We start from the raw sequence: 15,794 nt of genomic DNA on the forward strand, positions 1-15,794 counted from the left end.
CTATGCCAACCAGTGCGGCACCGGCAGCGCTTTCTCTCGCAGGAACGCCGGATTGAACAGTTTCGATTGATACCGCGACCCGCCGTCGCACAGGATGGTCACCACGGTATGACCGGGCCCCATCGCCTTGGCCACCCGGATCGCCGCCGCGATGTTGATTCCGGCAGAGGTGCCCACCGACAGTCCCTCGTGAATCAGAACATCGAAAATCTGCTCCAGCGCTTCGCTGTCCGGGATGCGTTCCGCGTCGTCGATCTGGATTCCGGCAAGGTTCTCGGTCACCCGTGAATTGCCGATGCCTTCGGTGATCGATGAGCCCTCGATCGCCAGATCACCGCTTTTCACCCAGCCATAAAGACCGCTGCCGAACGGATCCGCAAGCACGATGCGGACCGCCGGGTTGCGTTGCTTGAGCGCCAGCGAGACGCCGCCCAGCGTGCCGCCGGTGCCGCACGAGCAGGTAAACGCATCGACCTTGCCGCCGGTCTGGTCCCAGATTTCCACCCCGGTGGTGGCCTGGTGTCCCGCCCGATTGGCGATGTTGTCGAACTGGTTGGCCCAGATCGCGTTGCCGGTCTCGGCCGCGATCTCCTCCGCCAGGCGGCGCGAGGCGTGCACGTAATTGCCCGGATCGCGATACGGCTTGGCCGGCACCAGCCGCAGGTCGGCGCCGATCATTCGCAGGAACTCGATCTTCTCGCGCGATTGGGTTTCCGGCATCACGATCACGCTGCGATAGCCGCGGGCGTTGCCGACCAGGGTCAGGCCGATGCCGGTATTGCCCGCGGTGCCCTCGACGATGGTGCCGCCTGGGCGCAGTGTGCCGCGCTGTTCGGCGTCGGTGACGATCGCCAGCGCCGCGCGGTCCTTGACCGACCCTCCGGGGTTCATGAACTCGGCCTTGCCGAGGATGGTGCAGCCGGTCGCCTGCGAAGCCCGACGCAGTTTGATCAGCGGGGTGCTGCCGATTGCCTGCGCCAGGTCGTCTTGCCAGCTGCTGCCGTGATACAAGGCGGTCATCGGTTCCTCTTTCCTGAGCGGAGTCATCAACATGGTCGAGAATGTCGCGCCAACCCAGACCTGGGAAGCCCTGCAATCGGACGACGACGCGCAGTTGGTCGACGTGCGCACCGACGTGGAGTGGAATTTCGTCGGTGTGCCGGAACTGACCGCCTCGGGCAAGCAGGCCATCCTGATCCCCTGGCAGATGTACCCGACGATGCAGCGCAACGACAGCTTCGAGGACAATTTGAAACAGGCCGGGCTGACGCCGGATCACAAGATCTATTTCATCTGCCGCACCGGCGGGCGCAGCATGGCGGCGGCGCAGGCCGCGCAGGCGGCCGGTTTTGCGCACGCGTTCAACGTCGCCGATGGGTTCGAGGGGCCGCCCGACGCGCTGGGTCATCGCGGCGCCAACGCTGGCTGGAAGGCCGAGGGCCTGCCCTGGCGGCAGAAATAGGCAGGGCCGATGTATATCTTCTATCACGCCCCGGGATCGAGTTCGATGGCCGTCCACATCGCCCTGCACGAGGTCGGGGCGGCGTTTGAGGGTCGTGCGATCCGCTTCGCCCAACGCGACCAGGACCCGCCCGAGTTCCGCGCTCTCAATCCCGAAGGCAAGGTGCCGATACTGGTGATCGACGGCCGCCCGCTGACCGAAGTCGCCGCAATCCTTTACTACCTGGCTCGGCGATACCGCGAGGCGAACCTGCTTCCATCGGGCGACATCGAGGCCGAGGCTCAGGTGATATCATGGATGTCGTTCATTGCATCCAGCCTGCATCCCGCTCGGCGGCAAGGGGTGGATCACGCGCGGGCGATGTATCGCCTGGCTGATCAACGACTGGCTGATCAACCACTGGGCGGTCAAGGATCGAGCGATCACCGTAGGAGCGATCAACCATCGGGCGATCGCGGCTGGGCCGTCCGCGGAGCATATTCGATCGCCGACATCCATCTGTTCCGCCTTTTCTGGCGCTTCCGCGGATCCCTGGGCGCCGATCCGGCGATGTTTCCCAACCTAAGCGCGCACTACGACCGCATGATGGGAAGACCCGCGGTGCGCAAGACATTGGAAGCCGAGTCCGCGCTGGGCTACGACCTGCCGGCTTAACCGCCCAGCCAGCAACCGACCGCCCCACCGGCCGAGCACGCCATTACCCGCCTCTGGCTCCGACCCCAACAGCCCCTTGATCGGCATCCTCCATCGGGTGACGATGACCCCCGAGCCAACGGGGGGAAACGCGGATGCCACGTCTTGACGGAAAAGTCGCCCTCGTCACCGGGGCCGGAACTGGCATCGGCAGGGCCACCGCCAGGCTGTTCGCGCGTGAAGGCGCCAGGGTTGTCGTCGCCGAACTGAACGCGGCGGCGGGGGAACAGACCGCGCAACTCATCACCCGGTCCGGCGGAAAGGCGATCGCCGTCACCACCGACGTCACCGAACCCGATAGCATCCAGGCCACCATCGACACCACGCTGCGGCACTGGGGCGCGCTGCATGTGCTGCACAACAATGCCGGCGGGTCGACGGCGCGCGACAGCGACGTGACCGCGGCGCCGCTGGACGAGTTCTGGCGGGTGATCAAGCTCGACCTGTTCGGCAGCTTCCTCGGCTGCCGGTTCGGGATTCCAGCGATCATCAAATCGGGCGGCGGATCGGTCATCAACATGTCATCGAACGTCGCGCTGATGGGCATCCCAGGGCGCGACTGCTACACCGCAGCGAAGGGCGGCGTCGCGGCCATTACCCGCTCCATGGCGGTCGAATTCGCCCCCAAGGTCCGCGTCAACGCCATCGCCCCGTCCGCCACCATGACCGACCGGGTAAAAACACTCGTCGCCGGCAACGCCGCTTTGGATAAGTTGGCGAAGTCCCACCTTGTGGGGCTCATCGAACCCGAGGACGTCGCCTCCATGGCGCTGTTCCTGGCATCCGACGAAGCCGCCAAGGTCACCGGACACGTCTATCCGGTCGATAGCGGCGTGATCATCTCCTGAACAACGGAACCGCAACGATGAAGATCAAGCGCGTGGAACACATCGCCATTGCTGTCGATTCAATGCAGCAATCGCTCGACCTGATGCGCGATACGTTCGGCCTCGAACTGGAATACCAGGAACAGATCGGCCAGACCCGGCTGGCGATGCTGCCGGTCGGTCAGTCCTACATCGAGCTGCTGGAAGGCCGTGGCCCGGACTCCGGGGTCAGCAAATGGATCGCCGAAAAGGGCACCGGCCTGTTCCATATCTGCTTCGAGGTCGAGGACATCGAAGGCGCCATCGCCGAACTCAAGGCCAAGAACGTCAAGCTGCAAAGCGATACCTGGCGCACCGGCCATGCCGGGTCGAAGATCATATTCCTGGACCCATCGGCGACCGGGAACGTGTTGATCGAACTAGCCGAACTGACAGCGGGGCATTGAGCCATGGCGGATTTTGTTCACCCGGAATTCCTGGTCGAGACCGATTGGCTCGCCCGACATCTCGACCAGGTGGTGGCGCTTGACTGCACCACGCATCTGATCCCCGACCCGAAGGCCACCTATGCCATCAAACCGGGGTGCGAGGACTTCGAAAAGGGCCACATCCCCGGCGCCCGGTTTTGCGATGTCGCGCGGGACGTTTCGGATAGCGCACAGAATTTGAACTTCATGCGTCCGAAACCGGAAGATTTCGCTGCCGCAATGCGTCGTTTCGGTATCAGCAACAGCACAAGGGTGGTGACCTACAGCACCGCCAATCCGTGGTGGGCGACGCGGGTCTGGTGGCTGCTGCGCGAATTTGGCCACGATAACGCCGCGGTGCTGAACGGCGGCTGGCAGAAATGGATCGCCGAACACCGCGCGGTCGAAACCGGCCCCGCCTCCCCCACCACGCCGGGAGATTTCCGCGTCAGCGAGGTGCGCAATCTGATGGTCGGCAAGGACGCGGTCAAAGCCGCGATCGGCGACGCCGGCATCTGCACCCTGAATGCGCTGTTGCCGGCGCAGCACGACGGCAGCGGCGGCAACAGCTATGGCCGTCCCGGCCGCATCGCCGGCAGCGTCAACCTGCCAGCGGCGCACCTGCTCGACCCAGCGACCAATACCTTCCTACCGGCCGACGAACTGCGTCGCCGCATGGCAGAAGTCGGCGCACTGGACCGCCCGGTCATCACCTATTGCGGCGGCGGCATCGCCGCCAGCGCCGATGCGCTGGTCCTGGTCATGCTGGGGCATACCGACGTCCGTATCTACGACGCGTCTTTGTCGGAGTGGGCCAAGGACGCCAGCCTGCCAATGCAGACCGGCTGAAACCCACAGGCTGCAATCAAATGGAGGAAACAACAATGCGGTTAAATAACAAAATCGGCATCGTCACCGCAGCGGCCTCCGGCATGGGCCGCGCCGGGGCGGTTCGGTTCGCAGCCGAGGGCGCCTCGGTCGCCGTCGTCGACCTCGACAACGAGGCAACCGATGCGGTGGTCCGCCAGATCACCGCCGCCGGTGGCAAGGCGATCGGACTGTCGGGCGACCTCACCCGCGACGACTTCGCCCGCGACATCGTGCGCCAGACGGTCAGCCAGTTCGGCGGCCTCGATTTCGTCTGGAACCACGTCGGCACCCCCGGCCCGGCCTCGATCGAAGGTCTCGACTGGAAGGATTTCGACTTCGCGATGAACCTGAACGTCCGCAGCGTCCTGGTCAGCACCGAAGCCGCGCTGCCGCACCTGCGCGCCCGAGGCGGCGGATCGCTGCTGTTCACCGCCTCCACCTCGGGGCTGCAAGGCTCGCCCTACAGTCCGATCTACAACGCCGCGAAATTCGGGGTTGTCGGCTTGGTCAAAGGTCTGGCAAAACGTTACGGACACGAGAATATCCGGGTCAACGCGGTATGCCCCGGAACCACCGACACGCCGATGCTGCGCGTGTTCGTCGCCCGCCCGGATAGCCAGATGCCGGCCGGTGAAACGCCGGAGACCCTGATCGGCAAGCGCGGCGGCCTGAACCCGATGCGCCGTGTCGCCCAGCCCGAGGAAATCGCCAACGCCGCCCTGTTCCTGCTGTCGGATGAAGCGTCGTACGTGAACGGCGTGGCGCTTCCAGTGGATGGCGGCGCCACGGCTTGAATCCGCCGGGCGATCGCGCCGACTACTTGCAGGCGGTGATCATGATCTCCACCAGCACATCGGGGGCCGCCATCTCTGCCTGCACGCAAGCCCGCGCCGGGGCGCCCTCCCTCGGCAGCCACGGCGACCAGACCTCGTTCATCAACACCCGATCCTTGATGTGCTTCACCCAGATCTGCGCCTGCAGCAGGCGTGTCTTGTCGGTGCCGTGATGCTCCAGCATGGCGTCGATCTGGGCCAGCACGTCGGCGGTCTGGCCCTTGATGTCCTGCTTGGTGTCGCGCGCGGTGATGCCGGGCAGGTAGACGAACCCGTGGTATTCCACCGCCTTCGACAGGATCGGGCCGGGCTCCGTGCGGGTGATCTTGGTCATGCGACTGCTCCAGGTTGAAACCGATCGCAGCCTTCTAAGCCATCGAACCGCGCCCGACCAGGGCACGCCAACTTGACCATCGTGCCATTCCCGGCGTCCGATGACCAGCATGAGAATCTGCATCTTCGGCGCCGGCGCCATCGGCGGACACCTCGCCGCCCGCCTGCATCTCGCCGGAGCCCGCGTCTCTGTGATCGCCCGCGGCGCCCATCTCGCCGCCATCCGGGCGAACGGCCTGACAGTGCACGCGATCGACGGCACGCACCGCGCCACGGTCGCCGCCTCGGCCGATCCGTCCGAACTCGGACCGCAGGACGCTGTTTTCGTGACCGTGAAGGCACCCGCACTTCCCACCGTCGCCGCTCGGATCGCACCGCTGCTGGGTCCGGGCACCCCGGTCGCATTCGTAATGAACGGCATACCCTGGTGGTATTTCGACCATCCGGCGGGTCCGCATCAGGGCAAATCGTTGCCTCGGATCGACCCCGGCGATGCGCTGCGCCAGGCGCTGGGTCCCGGCCGCACGCTTGGCGGCGTGGTCTATTCCGCCAGCGCGGTGACCGCACCCGGCGTCATCGAGGTCGAGCAGCCGAAAAGCCGCGTCATCCTGGGCGAACCGGACGGGACCATGTCCGATCGCGTGCGCGCGCTGTCCGATCTGATCACCAAAGGCGGCATCAGCGGCGAAGCGACGCCGGCGATCCGCACCGAGATCTGGAACAAGCTGATCAGCAACCTCGCCGGCGGCACCCTGGCGGTGCTGACCAATGGCGCGCCCAAGGGCGCCTACATCGAGCCGGCAGTGCAACAAGCGGGGTTCCGCATGATGCAGGAAGCTACCGCCATCGCCCTGGCACTGGGCGCCGATCCGACCACCGATCACGCGCGCCGCATCACCGGCCAGCGCTCGATGGACCACAAGCCCAGCATCCTGCAGGACCTGGAACTTGGCCGGCCGATGGAAATCGACGCCATGTTCGATGCCCCGCTGGTGCTGGCGCACATGGCCGGCGTTGCCGTCCCGACACTGGAATTACTGGTCGCACTGTGCAAGCTGCGCGCCCGAACCGCGGGCTTGTACACCTGACACGTCACACCTGACCCGCCGCAATCAATCCCCGTCGCAATCAATCCCCGTCGCAATCAATCAAGGACATTACGCTGATGGAAACCCGCATCTTTGGCCGCTCCGGCCTGCGCCTTTCAATCCTCGGCTTCGGCTGCGGCGCCGTCGGCGGCCTGATGGTCCGCGGTTCCGACGCCGATCAGGACAAAGCCGTCGGCCTCGCGCTGGACGCCGGCATCAGCTACTTCGACACCGCGGTGCAGTACGGCAACGGCGCCTCCGAAACGAATCTGGGCCGCGTGATGGCGACCCGCAGGCCGGAAGGCGTCGCGGTGGGAACCAAGGTTCGCGTGCCGCCGGAAAATTTCGCTGCCATCGGCAAGACCATCGCCGATTCGATGGACGGCAGCCTTAAACGGCTGCGGATGGACCATGTCGATATCTTCCACCTGCACAACCCGATCAGCCTGCAAGGCGGCGGCGAAAGCCTCAGCGTTTCCCAACTACAAAACGAAGTCGTTCCGGCCTTCGAAGCACTGCGCAAAGCCGGCAAGACCCGCTTCCTGGGCATCACCGCGATCGGCGATACCGCGGCGCTGCACCAGGTCATCGATGCGGAACTGATCGACAGTGCCCAGGTCAGCTACAACGTGCTGAACGCCTCGGCCGCCACCGCGCTGCCGCCGAACTACCCGGCGCAGGATTACGGCCGGCTGTTCGACCACACCCAGAAAGCCGGCGTCGGCGTGGTCGGGATCCGCGTGCTGGCCGCCGGCGCGCTCTCCGGCAGCGCCGAACGCCACCCCACCGCCAGCCCGCCGCCCGCGCCGATCGGCTCTGCCCACAGCTACCAGATCGACCTGGAACGCGCCCGCCGGTTGATGCCGCTGGTCACCGAGGGCTTCGCCGCCAGCTTGGCCGAAGTGGCGATTCGTTTCGCTATTACGAATAAGGCGATGGGCACCATCCTGGTCGGCATGGCAACCGTGGCGGAGTTCCAGGGCAGCCTGGCCGCGGTGCAAAAAGGCCCCCTGCCGCAGCCCGCCCTGGACCGGCTCGCCGCGCTGACCGCCAACTTTTCTGGCGAACGGCGCTGAATCCCAGAGCCTGAATCGTCCGACACAATACAAACACCGCGCCCAAGGCCGTATCGGGCGCGGACAGGTTTCCGTGGTCGAAGGCCGCCGCATGGTGTAGCAATGATTGTGCACCCGCGAAGCCACAGGAGTCTGATGGATGCCGCAGATCATACCCGTCGCAACCTTCGACTGCGTCGTGTTCGGCGCCACCGGCGACCTGACGCTGCGAAAACTGCTGCCGGCGCTGTACTACCGCTTTCGTGACGGCCAGATGCCGGCAAAATCGCGCGTCATCGGTGCCGCCCGCTCAAAGCTGTCGGACGACGATTTTCGCGGCAGAGCCACCAAGGCGTTGGAAAAACATGTGCCCGCGCAGGATCGCGAAGCCGAAACGGTGCGGCGCTTCCTCGCGCAACTGCACTACGTCTCGATCGACGCCACCGCGAATGACGCCGACTGGTCCCGTTTCAAGGATTTGCTGGACCCCGACCGCATCCGGGTATTCTACCTGGCCACCTCACCCGACCTCTACGGCCCGACCTGCAAGGCCCTTGGCACCAATGGCTTGGTCACCGACAAATCCCGCGTCGTGCTGGAAAAACCGATTGGCCACGATGCCGCCTCGGCCCACGGCATCATCGAAAGCGTCGGGCGGGTGTTCACTGAGGCGCAGACCTTCCGCATCGACCACTACCTGGGCAAGGAGACGGTTCAGAACCTGATGGCGCTTCGTTTCGCCAATACAATTTTCGAGCGGCTGTGGACCGCCGACGTGATCGACCACGTGCAGATTACCGTGGCCGAGACCGTCGGACTGGAAGGCCGCGGCGGCTACTACGACAAATCTGGCGCGCTGCGCGACATGTTGCAGAACCACATGCTGCAACTGCTTTGCCTGATCGCGATGGACCCGCCGGTTTCGCTCAACGCCGACCGGGTGCGCGACGAAAAGCTGAAAGTATTGCGCGCGCTGAAGCCGATGGAACAGCACGAGGTCGCCGGCCTGACCGTGCGCGGCCAGTACGCGCATGGGGCGATCGACGGCAAGCCGGTGCCCAGCTATCTGGCCGATCTAGGGTCCGACGAACCTTCCGCCACCGAAAGTTTCGTCGCCCTCAAGGCCGAGGTGCGCACCTGGCGCTGGGCCGGGGTGCCGTTCTACCTGCGAACCGGCAAGCGGCTGCCGTCGAAAGTTTCGGAAATCGTCATCCAGTTCCGCAAGCCGCCATTCTCAATCTTCCCGCCCGAGGCAGCCGAGTGGCGGCCCAACACCCTGATCATCCGCCTGCAGCCCGAGGAAGGCATGCGGCTGGAGATGATGACCAAGGACCCCGGTCCGGGCGGGTTGCGGCTGTCCCCCACCGGTCTCGACATCAGTTTCGAAAAGACCTTCGGCAAGCGCTTCCCCGACGCCTACGAGCGGCTGCTGATGGACACCGTGCGCGGCAACCCTACCCTGTTCATGCGCCACGACGAGGTCGAGGCCGCCTGGGCCTGGGTCGAGCCGATCCTGGAAGCCTGGGCTGCGCGGCCCGACCACCCACGGCCCTATCCGGCCGGAAGCTGGGGCCCGACCGCGGCGATCGCGCTGATCGAGCGCGACGGCCGGACCTGGAACGAACAGATGGAGTAGCACCAACCGAAACCGGATCGTTCCATCAGGCGCGCGCCGCTCCAGGATCTATTTCGGGATCACCGACGGATTGCCTCCCGGCGATCCGGGCGGGCGGATCACCGGCGTCCTCGTCCCCGCCCCAGTGCTCGGCGGCTTTACTGTCAACCCGGGATCCACGTTTGGCGGCGTGATCGTGCCCTTCTGCCGCGACAGCCGATTGCTCAGGTTGCCGCCCGACGGATTTGGGTCCGCCGGGGCGATTTTCTCCGGCGGCGGCGACGGCGCGCTTGGCGGCGCCATCGGCACAGTCGGGTTGGCCGGGGACGCCTGTTGAGGGTTCTGCGCCAGCGCCGGAGTGGCAACCAGAAGCAAGGCGCTCAGGGAAACCGTTCGCATCATGATGGTGGTTCCGTCTCCGTTGGAAGACGTTCCTCTGTTGTCGTTGAGAAGGCGTTTGTCCGCGGCCATGCAACGCCGAAGCGGGCTATCATCAGCCGGCCCTGTCTTGCCCTGGGGCCGCGGCCTCGGATCGCGAAGCCCTCTGATCCGGCGCAACAACACTGACCGATCCAACGATCAGCGCCGGAACCTGACGAATGCTCTTAACGCAAGAAACGTCCGGGCGTTCCGGACAGGGCCGATCGGCACCACCGGTTCGCGCCCCGTTTTGACGCCATCGTGAGCGACCCGCGAATTACCGCGATGCACGGGGGCCTGTCGCGAGGCAGCGAAACATTGTTGACGCACCGTTTCCAGCAGCCTAAACGCCGGCCCGGGCCACGTCCCCCCAACGGGACGCTTTTCTTCTGAAAGGGAGAACCGCAATGCCAAGCGCCGCGACGCCGCACGCGCGTCCGAACAATCGCAATTTTTCCTCCGGCCCTTGCGCCAAACGCCCCGGCTTCACCGTCGACGCCCTCGCCGGCGCCTTGCTGGGCCGCAGCCACCGCGCCGCGCAACCGAAAGCCCGCCTGGCCGAGGTCATCACCCGATCCCGCGCGATCCTCGGCATGCCGGCGGACTGGCGCCTGGGGATCGTCCCCGGCTCCGACACCGGCGCGGTCGAGATGGCGCTGTGGTCCCTGCTCGGTGCCCGCGGCGTCGATATCGTCACGTTCGACAGTTTCGGCGAAACCTGGGCTACGGACATCGTCAAGCACCTGAAGCTGAAAGACGCGCACGTGCTGTCGGCGCCATACGGCAAGCTGCCCGACCTGGGCTCGATCGATCCCGCCCATGACGTGGTGTTTCCGTGGAACGGCACGACCTCGGGCGTGCGGGTGGCCAACGCCGACTGGCTCGCCGCCGACCGCCACGGCCTGGTGATCTGCGATGCCACCTCGGCCGCATTCGCCATGGCGCTGCCCTGGGACCGGCTGGATGTGGTGACCTGGTCCTGGCAGAAAGTGCTGGGCGGCGAGGCCGCGCACGGCATGCTGGCCCTCTCGCCGCGCGCCGTGCAACGGCTGGAAAGCTACACCCCGGCCTGGCCGCTGCCCAAACTGTTCCGCCTGACCTCGAAGGGCAAGATCGCGGAAGGCGTATTCAAGGCCGAGACCATCAACACCCCGTCGATGCTTTGCGTCGAGGACGCACTCGATGGCCTGCGCTGGGCCGAACGCATCGGCGGCCTGCCAGCGCTGATTGCGCGCTCTGAGGCGAACCTGGCCGCCGTCGCCGCCTGGGTCGGCCGAAGCGACTGGGCCGCCTTCCTGGCCGAGGACCCGGCGACGCGGTCCTGCACCTCGATCTGCCTGAAGATCACAGCCCGCTGGTTCGCCGCACTGCCGCCCGACGGCCAGGCCAAGGCGGCCAGGCTGCTGGCCTCGCTGCTGGAACAGCACGAAGTGGCCTACGATATCGGCGCCTACCGCGACGCCCCGCCTGGCTTGCGCATCTGGGCCGGAGCCACCATCGAAACCGCCGACATCGAGGCGCTGTTGCCGTGGCTCGACTGGGCCGCCGCTGAAGTCGCCGGCAACTTCGCCGCCGCGCAATAAACGACAGGATACAGCCAATGCCCAAGGTATTGATCAGCGACAAGCTGTCGCCGGCCGCTGTCGAGATTTTCCGCAACCGCGGCATCGAGGTCGATCTGAAGCCCGGCCTGTCGCCCGCCGAACTGCGCGCCGTGATCGGCGGCTATGATGGATTGGCGATCCGCTCCGCCACCAAGGTGACCAGGGAACTGCTCGACGTCGCCCCCCGGCTGAAAGTGGTCGGTCGCGCCGGCATCGGCGTGGACAACGTCGATATTCGCTCGGCCACCTCGCGCGGCGTCGTGGTGATGAACACGCCGCACGGCAACACCATCACCACCGCCGAACATGCCATCGCCATGATGTTCGCCCTGGCGCGCCAGATCCCCGAGGCCTCGGTATCGACCAAGGCCGGCAACTGGGAAAAGAACCGTTTCATGGGCGTCGAACTGACCGCCAAGACGCTGGGCCTGATCGGCTGCGGCAATATCGGCTCGATCGTTGCCGACCGCGCGGTCGGGTTGAGAATGCGTGTGCTGGCCTATGATCCCTACCTGTCGGAGAAGAAGGCGCTCGACCTCGGCGTCGAGAAAACCGACCTCGACACGCTGCTGGCCCGAGCCGATTTCATCACCCTGCACACGCCGCTAACCGACGCCACCCGCAACATCCTGTCGCAACAGGCGCTGGCAGCCACCAAGCCCGGAGTCCGCATCATCAACTGTGCCCGCGGCGGCCTGCTGGATGAGGGCGCCCTGGCCGACGCCATCCGGTCCGGCCACGTCGCCGGCGCCGCGCTCGACGTGTTCGAGACCGAGCCGGCGACCGCCTCGCCATTGTTCGGCCTGGAAAACGTCGTCTGCACCCCCCATCTCGGCGCCGCCACCGCCGAGGCGCAGGAAAACGTGGCGCTTCAGGTCGCCGAACAAATCAGCGACTTCCTGCTCACGGGGGCCGTCACCAACGCGATCAACATGGCCTCGGTGTCCGCCGAGGACGCACCGCGGCTGAAGCCATACCTGGAACTCTGCCGCTTGCTGGGCGCCTTCGCCGGCCAACTGACCCAGGCGAGCGAAGGCGCCATCCACAAGGTCAGCATCGAGTACGAAGGCCAGGCCGCCGCACTGAACCACCGGCCACTGACCGCCGCTGCGCTGTCGGGGCTGATGTCGCCGCTGATGGAGGGCGTCAACATGGTCAACGCCTCGGTCGCCGCGCGCGATCACGGCATCGACGTCGCCGAAACCGCGCATGACCGCCCGACCGAATATCTGACCCTGGTTCGGGTCAGCGTCGAAACCGGCACCCTGTCGCGTTCGGTGTCGGGCACGCTGTTCGCCGGATCGCGTCCGCGCATCGTCGAAATCAAGGGCATCAAGGTCGAGGCCGACTTCGCGCCGCACATGCTTTACGTCACCAACCAGGACAAGCCCGGCTTCATCGGCCGCTTCGGCGCCACCCTGGCCGGCGCCGGGCTGAACATCGCCACCTTCCATCTGGGTCGAGCCAATCAGGGCGGTGACGCGATCTGCCTGGTTTCACTGGACGAAAGCGTGCCCGAAGACGTGCTGGCGATGGTCCGCACCCTGCCGCTGGTGGTGCAGGCAACCGGATTGGCATTTTAAGGCGGCCCTGGGCGGACCCCTCCGCACGCCTAACGCAGCCGGCCCATGGCCCCGGCGAGCAGGTCGATCTGGCGGGAAATCCGCGTCAGCGCGTCATGCGCCTCGCCATCCGGTCGGGGCGGCAGGTCGGTGCCCCCGGACGCCAGCATCCGCATCGCCGCGCTGATCCAGTCCCGCCAAGTTCGTAACATCCGCGCCGCGCCGGTGGCCGCCAGTGCCGGGTCGTGCTGCAGCGTCGCCAGCCGCCCGGCACACCGACGCAGCGCCGCATCGACCACCATCGCCGCTTCCAACGCATCGCGCCGCTTCTTGCCCGGCTCCAGCAGTGCGCGGGTGATCAGCGCCTCCAGCGAATTGGTGCTGACACCGGCGACGCGCCGAGCCTGATCCAATGCCGTTTGGCTGGTCTCGCCCAGCAGCAGGGAGACGCCGGCCTCGGCATAGCCGGCATGGGCCGCGATCGCCCGCTTTACCTCCGGCGCCACAAGATCCGGCTCGCGGCTCGGCCACAGCAGGAAGTTCGCGGCGACCGCCAGCACACCGCCGATGGTGGTGAACGCCGCGCGGAAACCGGCGATCGTCCACTCGCCGGCGCCCGGCGAGCCGGTTTCCACCAGCAGCACGACCAGCGGCGTCAGCGCCATCATGAACAGTCCGAAACTCACCGTCCGCACCGCGAATGCCAGCATCGCCAGCGGAAACATCGCCGCCGCGATCGACAGCGGAGACGTGCAGACCAGGCCGACGCCGGCGGCGACCAGCCCGCCCACAGCGGTGCCTAGAACCCGCTCTATCGCCCGTGTGTAGGTCAGCGAGAAGAATGGCTGCATCGTCGCGACCACGGTGATGGTCAGCCAGTGATCGTACGGATTGAACCACACCATGGTAAACGCCAGCGGCCCCGCCGCGGTAACGGCGGTGCGCAGCGCGTGGCGCAGGGCCGGGGACTTCCAGTCCAGATTGGCGGCCAGCGGGCGGATCACCCGCTGCCGCAACGGGATCGACCGTCCGGCGGCGTCGGTGCCGGGCGCCAGGTTGGCCGGCACCGCCAGGGTATGAGCGATGCGCAGCCGGTCGGTAATCCGGCTGGTGACAGCCCGCAGCGGCGTCTTCACCGGGAGCTCCCGCAGATCAGCCTCGATCGCATCGATCGCCCGGTTGGCGCGGCCGGCCACGTCCGGGTCGTCGGTGATCATGCCACGGGCCAGGATCAGCAGCACCGGGCGCATCCGGCGCAGCACCCGTTCGGCGATCCGCCGCTCGGGCGGTGACACCTGCTCCAGCAGGTCGCTCAGCGCAATCAGGCCGCCGAAGATCTGCTCCGCGGTCTCGATCCGGATCACCGCCTGGGCGCCGCGGTTGCTGGCGGCACCGCGCGAGCGCAGCGTGTCCATCACCATGGTCTGCGCCGCCTCGATCGCATCGCGGGCGGCGCGGCGGTGGATGCGGGCGTGGGCTGCCCAATCGGCGTCGCTGGCGGCGCGCGCGCGCACCAGGACGTGAAGATCGCGCACCAGTTCAGACAACCGCCGATAGGTCTCGGCCACCGCGCGCCTGGCCGGCAGGAACGGATAGACCCGCCAGATCACCATGGTCAGCAGGATCGCCCACACCGCGCCGCCGATGAAGGCCGCGGCCAGAATGGCGGCCTGCGTCAGGCTGGGATCGCCGCGATCGAGCGACAGGATCTGCACCGTGCTGAGCAAAGCGCCGACCTGCAGCGGGGCCTGGCCGTAAATGCGCACGAACGACGAACAGAACAGTCCGAACACGCCCAGCGGCAACGCCACCACCGGCCCAAGCTCGCGCAAAAGACCATAGACGGCGGTAACCGCCGCGCCAATCAGGGCGAAGCTGGCCAACACCGGAACCCGCCGGCGGATCGGACCGCCGGGATCGCATAGGCAGGTCAGCAGTGCCGCCAGCGCAGCCTCACGCAGCGCCGGCAAAGCCAGATACTGGCTGAGCGCGATGATGACGGCGACCGAAAGCCCGGCGCGGACCGCCTCGGCCAGGCTGATCGCACGCGGATTGACCACGATCGGCAGGCGCGCGAGGTCGGGGGCGGCTAACCGGGACGCGGACCGCATCGTGGGTTAGTATCCCATCGCACAGATGGATGAGACGCGAAGCGTCAAAGATCTGACGCGCGCGAACCGGATACTCAGACAAAAAGCGACGTATCGCGCTTCACCGATGCGCATACTGGAACATGATCGCGCTGGGCGGAACGTTCAAGGCGCGTCAATAATGCGACAATACAAAGACCTAGACGATCTTCAGCATGCAAAGTCATGCTGAAGATCGTCTAGCGCCGCTTGGCCCGGAAAAAGTCGCGCAACAATGCCGCCGCCTCGGTTTCGCGGATGCCGCCAATGATGTCGGGGTGGTGATGGCATGACGCCGCGTCGAACACCCGAACGCCGTGCTCGACCCCGCCGCCTTTGGGGTCATAGGCGCCGAATACCAGCCGCCGGATGCGGAACAGGCTGATCGCATGGGCACACATCGGGCAGGGTTCCAGGGTCACGAATAGCTCGCAGTCCGGCAGGCGGGGGTTGCCGAGGCGCACGGCGGCGGCGCGCAGGGCGAGTATTTCGGCATGCGCGGTGGGGTCCCTGTCGACCTCGGTGCGGTTGGCGGCCTGGGCGACGACGTCGCCATTCGGCCCGACCACCACAGCGCCGATCGGGACTTCTCCGCGTTCGGCGGCGCCGCGGGCTTGGTCCAGCGCTTGTAGCATCGGGTCCGGCGTCATCTTCGGGATCATAGTCGGTTGCTTGCGCGATGGGGGAACTGTATAGCCAGCGGCGCGCGTTGCCGGCGTAGCTCAGGGGTAGAGCAACTGATTCGTAATCAGTAGGTCCACAGTTCGATTCTGTGCGCCGGCACCAGTTTTCCTTTTTGGGGGTCCAATGGGGGTCCAAACTGAAGCGACTGGGGT

16 protein-coding genes and 1 tRNA gene are annotated in these 15,794 nt (G+C 66.4%); 12 read left to right on the top strand and 5 right to left on the bottom strand.

Going from position 1 to position 15,794, the window contains the following annotated elements; translation table 11 throughout:
• Nucleotides 1–1,020: a cysteine synthase A gene (locus tag ACQY4Y_RS02855; protein WP_428489051.1), complete on the bottom strand. Its 1,020-nt coding sequence runs from the start codon at nt 1,018–1,020 to the stop codon at nt 1–3.
• Between the two features lie 31 nt (nt 1,021–1,051).
• Between ACQY4Y_RS02855 and ACQY4Y_RS02860 the strand changes: the two genes are divergently transcribed.
• The 6 genes from ACQY4Y_RS02860 to ACQY4Y_RS02885 all read left to right on the top strand — a co-directional run bounded on the left by ACQY4Y_RS02860 (nt 1,052) and on the right by ACQY4Y_RS02885 (nt 5,113).
• Nucleotides 1,052–1,462, top strand: a complete 411-nt coding sequence (locus tag ACQY4Y_RS02860; RefSeq protein ID WP_428489052.1) for a rhodanese-like domain-containing protein — start codon at nt 1,052–1,054, stop codon at nt 1,460–1,462.
• 9 nt (nt 1,463–1,471) lie between these two features.
• Nucleotides 1,472–2,116, top strand: coding sequence for a glutathione S-transferase family protein (locus ACQY4Y_RS02865; RefSeq protein WP_428489053.1), 645 nt, complete (start codon nt 1,472–1,474; stop codon nt 2,114–2,116).
• Nucleotides 2,117–2,250: 134 nt separating this feature from the next.
• Nucleotides 2,251–3,003 carry an SDR family NAD(P)-dependent oxidoreductase gene (locus ACQY4Y_RS02870; RefSeq protein ID WP_428489054.1) on the top strand — a complete coding sequence of 251 codons (753 nt, stop codon included), beginning with the start codon at nt 2,251–2,253 and terminating at the stop codon, nt 3,001–3,003.
• Nucleotides 3,004–3,020: 17 nt separating this feature from the next.
• On the top strand, nt 3,021–3,428 hold the full coding sequence (locus tag ACQY4Y_RS02875) for a VOC family protein (RefSeq protein WP_428489055.1): 408 nt from the start codon (nt 3,021–3,023) through the stop codon (nt 3,426–3,428).
• 3 nt (nt 3,429–3,431) lie between these two features.
• Complete coding sequence (locus tag ACQY4Y_RS02880; RefSeq protein ID WP_428489056.1) at nt 3,432–4,298, top strand: sulfurtransferase; 867 nt, start codon at nt 3,432–3,434, stop codon at nt 4,296–4,298.
• A gap of 35 nt (nt 4,299–4,333) precedes the next feature.
• Complete coding sequence (locus ACQY4Y_RS02885; protein ID WP_428489057.1) at nt 4,334–5,113, top strand: SDR family NAD(P)-dependent oxidoreductase; 780 nt, start codon at nt 4,334–4,336, stop codon at nt 5,111–5,113.
• Nucleotides 5,114–5,135: 22 nt separating this feature from the next.
• Here ACQY4Y_RS02885 and ACQY4Y_RS02890 read toward each other — a convergent pair whose 3' ends face one another.
• A complete protein-coding gene (locus tag ACQY4Y_RS02890) occupies nt 5,136–5,486 on the bottom strand; it encodes a RidA family protein (protein WP_428489058.1) in 351 nt (116 codons plus the stop codon).
• A gap of 109 nt (nt 5,487–5,595) precedes the next feature.
• On the opposite strand from ACQY4Y_RS02890, the gene ACQY4Y_RS02895 reads away from it, so the two are divergent.
• The 3 genes from ACQY4Y_RS02895 to zwf all read left to right on the top strand — a co-directional run bounded on the left by ACQY4Y_RS02895 (nt 5,596) and on the right by zwf (nt 9,264).
• The gene (locus ACQY4Y_RS02895) at nt 5,596–6,573 is read left to right on the top strand and encodes a ketopantoate reductase family protein (RefSeq protein WP_428489059.1); all 978 of its coding nucleotides are present in this window, start codon (nt 5,596–5,598) and stop codon (nt 6,571–6,573) included.
• Nucleotides 6,574–6,650: 77 nt separating this feature from the next.
• The gene (locus tag ACQY4Y_RS02900) at nt 6,651–7,649 is read left to right on the top strand and encodes an aldo/keto reductase (RefSeq protein ID WP_428489060.1); all 999 of its coding nucleotides are present in this window, start codon (nt 6,651–6,653) and stop codon (nt 7,647–7,649) included.
• 139 nt (nt 7,650–7,788) lie between these two features.
• Nucleotides 7,789–9,264, top strand: a complete 1,476-nt coding sequence (gene zwf, locus ACQY4Y_RS02905; protein ID WP_428489061.1) for a glucose-6-phosphate dehydrogenase — start codon at nt 7,789–7,791, stop codon at nt 9,262–9,264.
• Between the two features lie 48 nt (nt 9,265–9,312).
• On the opposite strand, the gene ACQY4Y_RS02910 is transcribed toward zwf, so the two are convergent.
• The gene (locus tag ACQY4Y_RS02910; protein WP_428489062.1) at nt 9,313–9,645 is read right to left on the bottom strand and encodes a hypothetical protein; all 333 of its coding nucleotides are present in this window, start codon (nt 9,643–9,645) and stop codon (nt 9,313–9,315) included.
• A gap of 425 nt (nt 9,646–10,070) precedes the next feature.
• Between ACQY4Y_RS02910 and ACQY4Y_RS02915 the strand changes: the two genes are divergently transcribed.
• Together ACQY4Y_RS02915 and serA are read left to right on the top strand one after the other, a co-directional pair.
• On the top strand, nt 10,071–11,246 hold the full coding sequence (locus ACQY4Y_RS02915; RefSeq protein ID WP_428489063.1) for a phosphoserine transaminase: 1,176 nt from the start codon (nt 10,071–10,073) through the stop codon (nt 11,244–11,246).
• A 17-nt stretch (nt 11,247–11,263) separates the two neighbouring features.
• Nucleotides 11,264–12,850, top strand: a complete 1,587-nt coding sequence (gene serA / locus ACQY4Y_RS02920; protein WP_428489064.1) for a phosphoglycerate dehydrogenase — start codon at nt 11,264–11,266, stop codon at nt 12,848–12,850.
• Nucleotides 12,851–12,879: 29 nt separating this feature from the next.
• Here serA and ACQY4Y_RS02925 read toward each other — a convergent pair whose 3' ends face one another.
• A complete protein-coding gene (locus tag ACQY4Y_RS02925) occupies nt 12,880–14,940 on the bottom strand; it encodes an FUSC family protein (RefSeq protein WP_428489065.1) in 2,061 nt (686 codons plus the stop codon).
• Nucleotides 14,941–15,158: 218 nt separating this feature from the next.
• Nucleotides 15,159–15,620 (bottom strand): nucleoside deaminase, encoded by a 462-nt coding sequence (locus ACQY4Y_RS02930; protein ID WP_428489066.1) that lies wholly within the window; start codon nt 15,618–15,620, stop codon nt 15,159–15,161.
• 49 nt (nt 15,621–15,669) lie between these two features.
• On the opposite strand from ACQY4Y_RS02930, the gene ACQY4Y_RS02935 reads away from it, so the two are divergent.
• Nucleotides 15,670–15,744 (top strand) — tRNA-Thr (locus ACQY4Y_RS02935).
• The last annotated feature ends 50 nt before the right edge of the window (nt 15,745–15,794 follow it).

It is taken from the genome of Rhodopila sp., assembly GCF_965277165.1.
GTDB lineage: Bacteria > Pseudomonadota > Alphaproteobacteria > Acetobacterales > Acetobacteraceae > Rhodopila.

Bases quoted from the DNA above. Each gene is read 5' to 3' on its own strand.
- serA (WP_428489064.1), top strand. From the start codon at position 11,264: ATGCCCAAGGTATTGATCAGCGACAAGCTGTCGCCGGCCGCTGTCGAG.
- ACQY4Y_RS02855 (WP_428489051.1), bottom strand. From the start codon at position 1,020: ATGACCGCCTTGTATCACGGCAGCAGCTGGCAAGACGACCTGGCGCAG.
- ACQY4Y_RS02900 (WP_428489060.1), top strand. From the start codon at position 6,651: ATGGAAACCCGCATCTTTGGCCGCTCCGGCCTGCGCCTTTCAATCCTC.
- ACQY4Y_RS02895 (WP_428489059.1), top strand. From the start codon at position 5,596: ATGAGAATCTGCATCTTCGGCGCCGGCGCCATCGGCGGACACCTCGCC.
- ACQY4Y_RS02870 (WP_428489054.1), top strand. From the start codon at position 2,251: ATGCCACGTCTTGACGGAAAAGTCGCCCTCGTCACCGGGGCCGGAACT.
- ACQY4Y_RS02930 (WP_428489066.1), bottom strand. From the start codon at position 15,620: ATGATCCCGAAGATGACGCCGGACCCGATGCTACAAGCGCTGGACCAA.
- ACQY4Y_RS02890 (WP_428489058.1), bottom strand. From the start codon at position 5,486: ATGACCAAGATCACCCGCACGGAGCCCGGCCCGATCCTGTCGAAGGCG.
- ACQY4Y_RS02910 (WP_428489062.1), bottom strand. From the start codon at position 9,645: ATGATGCGAACGGTTTCCCTGAGCGCCTTGCTTCTGGTTGCCACTCCG.
- ACQY4Y_RS02860 (WP_428489052.1), top strand. From the start codon at position 1,052: ATGGTCGAGAATGTCGCGCCAACCCAGACCTGGGAAGCCCTGCAATCG.
- ACQY4Y_RS02915 (WP_428489063.1), top strand. From the start codon at position 10,071: ATGCCAAGCGCCGCGACGCCGCACGCGCGTCCGAACAATCGCAATTTT.
- ACQY4Y_RS02925 (WP_428489065.1), bottom strand. From the start codon at position 14,940: ATGCGGTCCGCGTCCCGGTTAGCCGCCCCCGACCTCGCGCGCCTGCCG.
- ACQY4Y_RS02885 (WP_428489057.1), top strand. From the start codon at position 4,334: ATGCGGTTAAATAACAAAATCGGCATCGTCACCGCAGCGGCCTCCGGC.
- ACQY4Y_RS02880 (WP_428489056.1), top strand. From the start codon at position 3,432: ATGGCGGATTTTGTTCACCCGGAATTCCTGGTCGAGACCGATTGGCTC.
- ACQY4Y_RS02875 (WP_428489055.1), top strand. From the start codon at position 3,021: ATGAAGATCAAGCGCGTGGAACACATCGCCATTGCTGTCGATTCAATG.
- ACQY4Y_RS02865 (WP_428489053.1), top strand. From the start codon at position 1,472: ATGTATATCTTCTATCACGCCCCGGGATCGAGTTCGATGGCCGTCCAC.
- zwf (WP_428489061.1), top strand. From the start codon at position 7,789: ATGCCGCAGATCATACCCGTCGCAACCTTCGACTGCGTCGTGTTCGGC.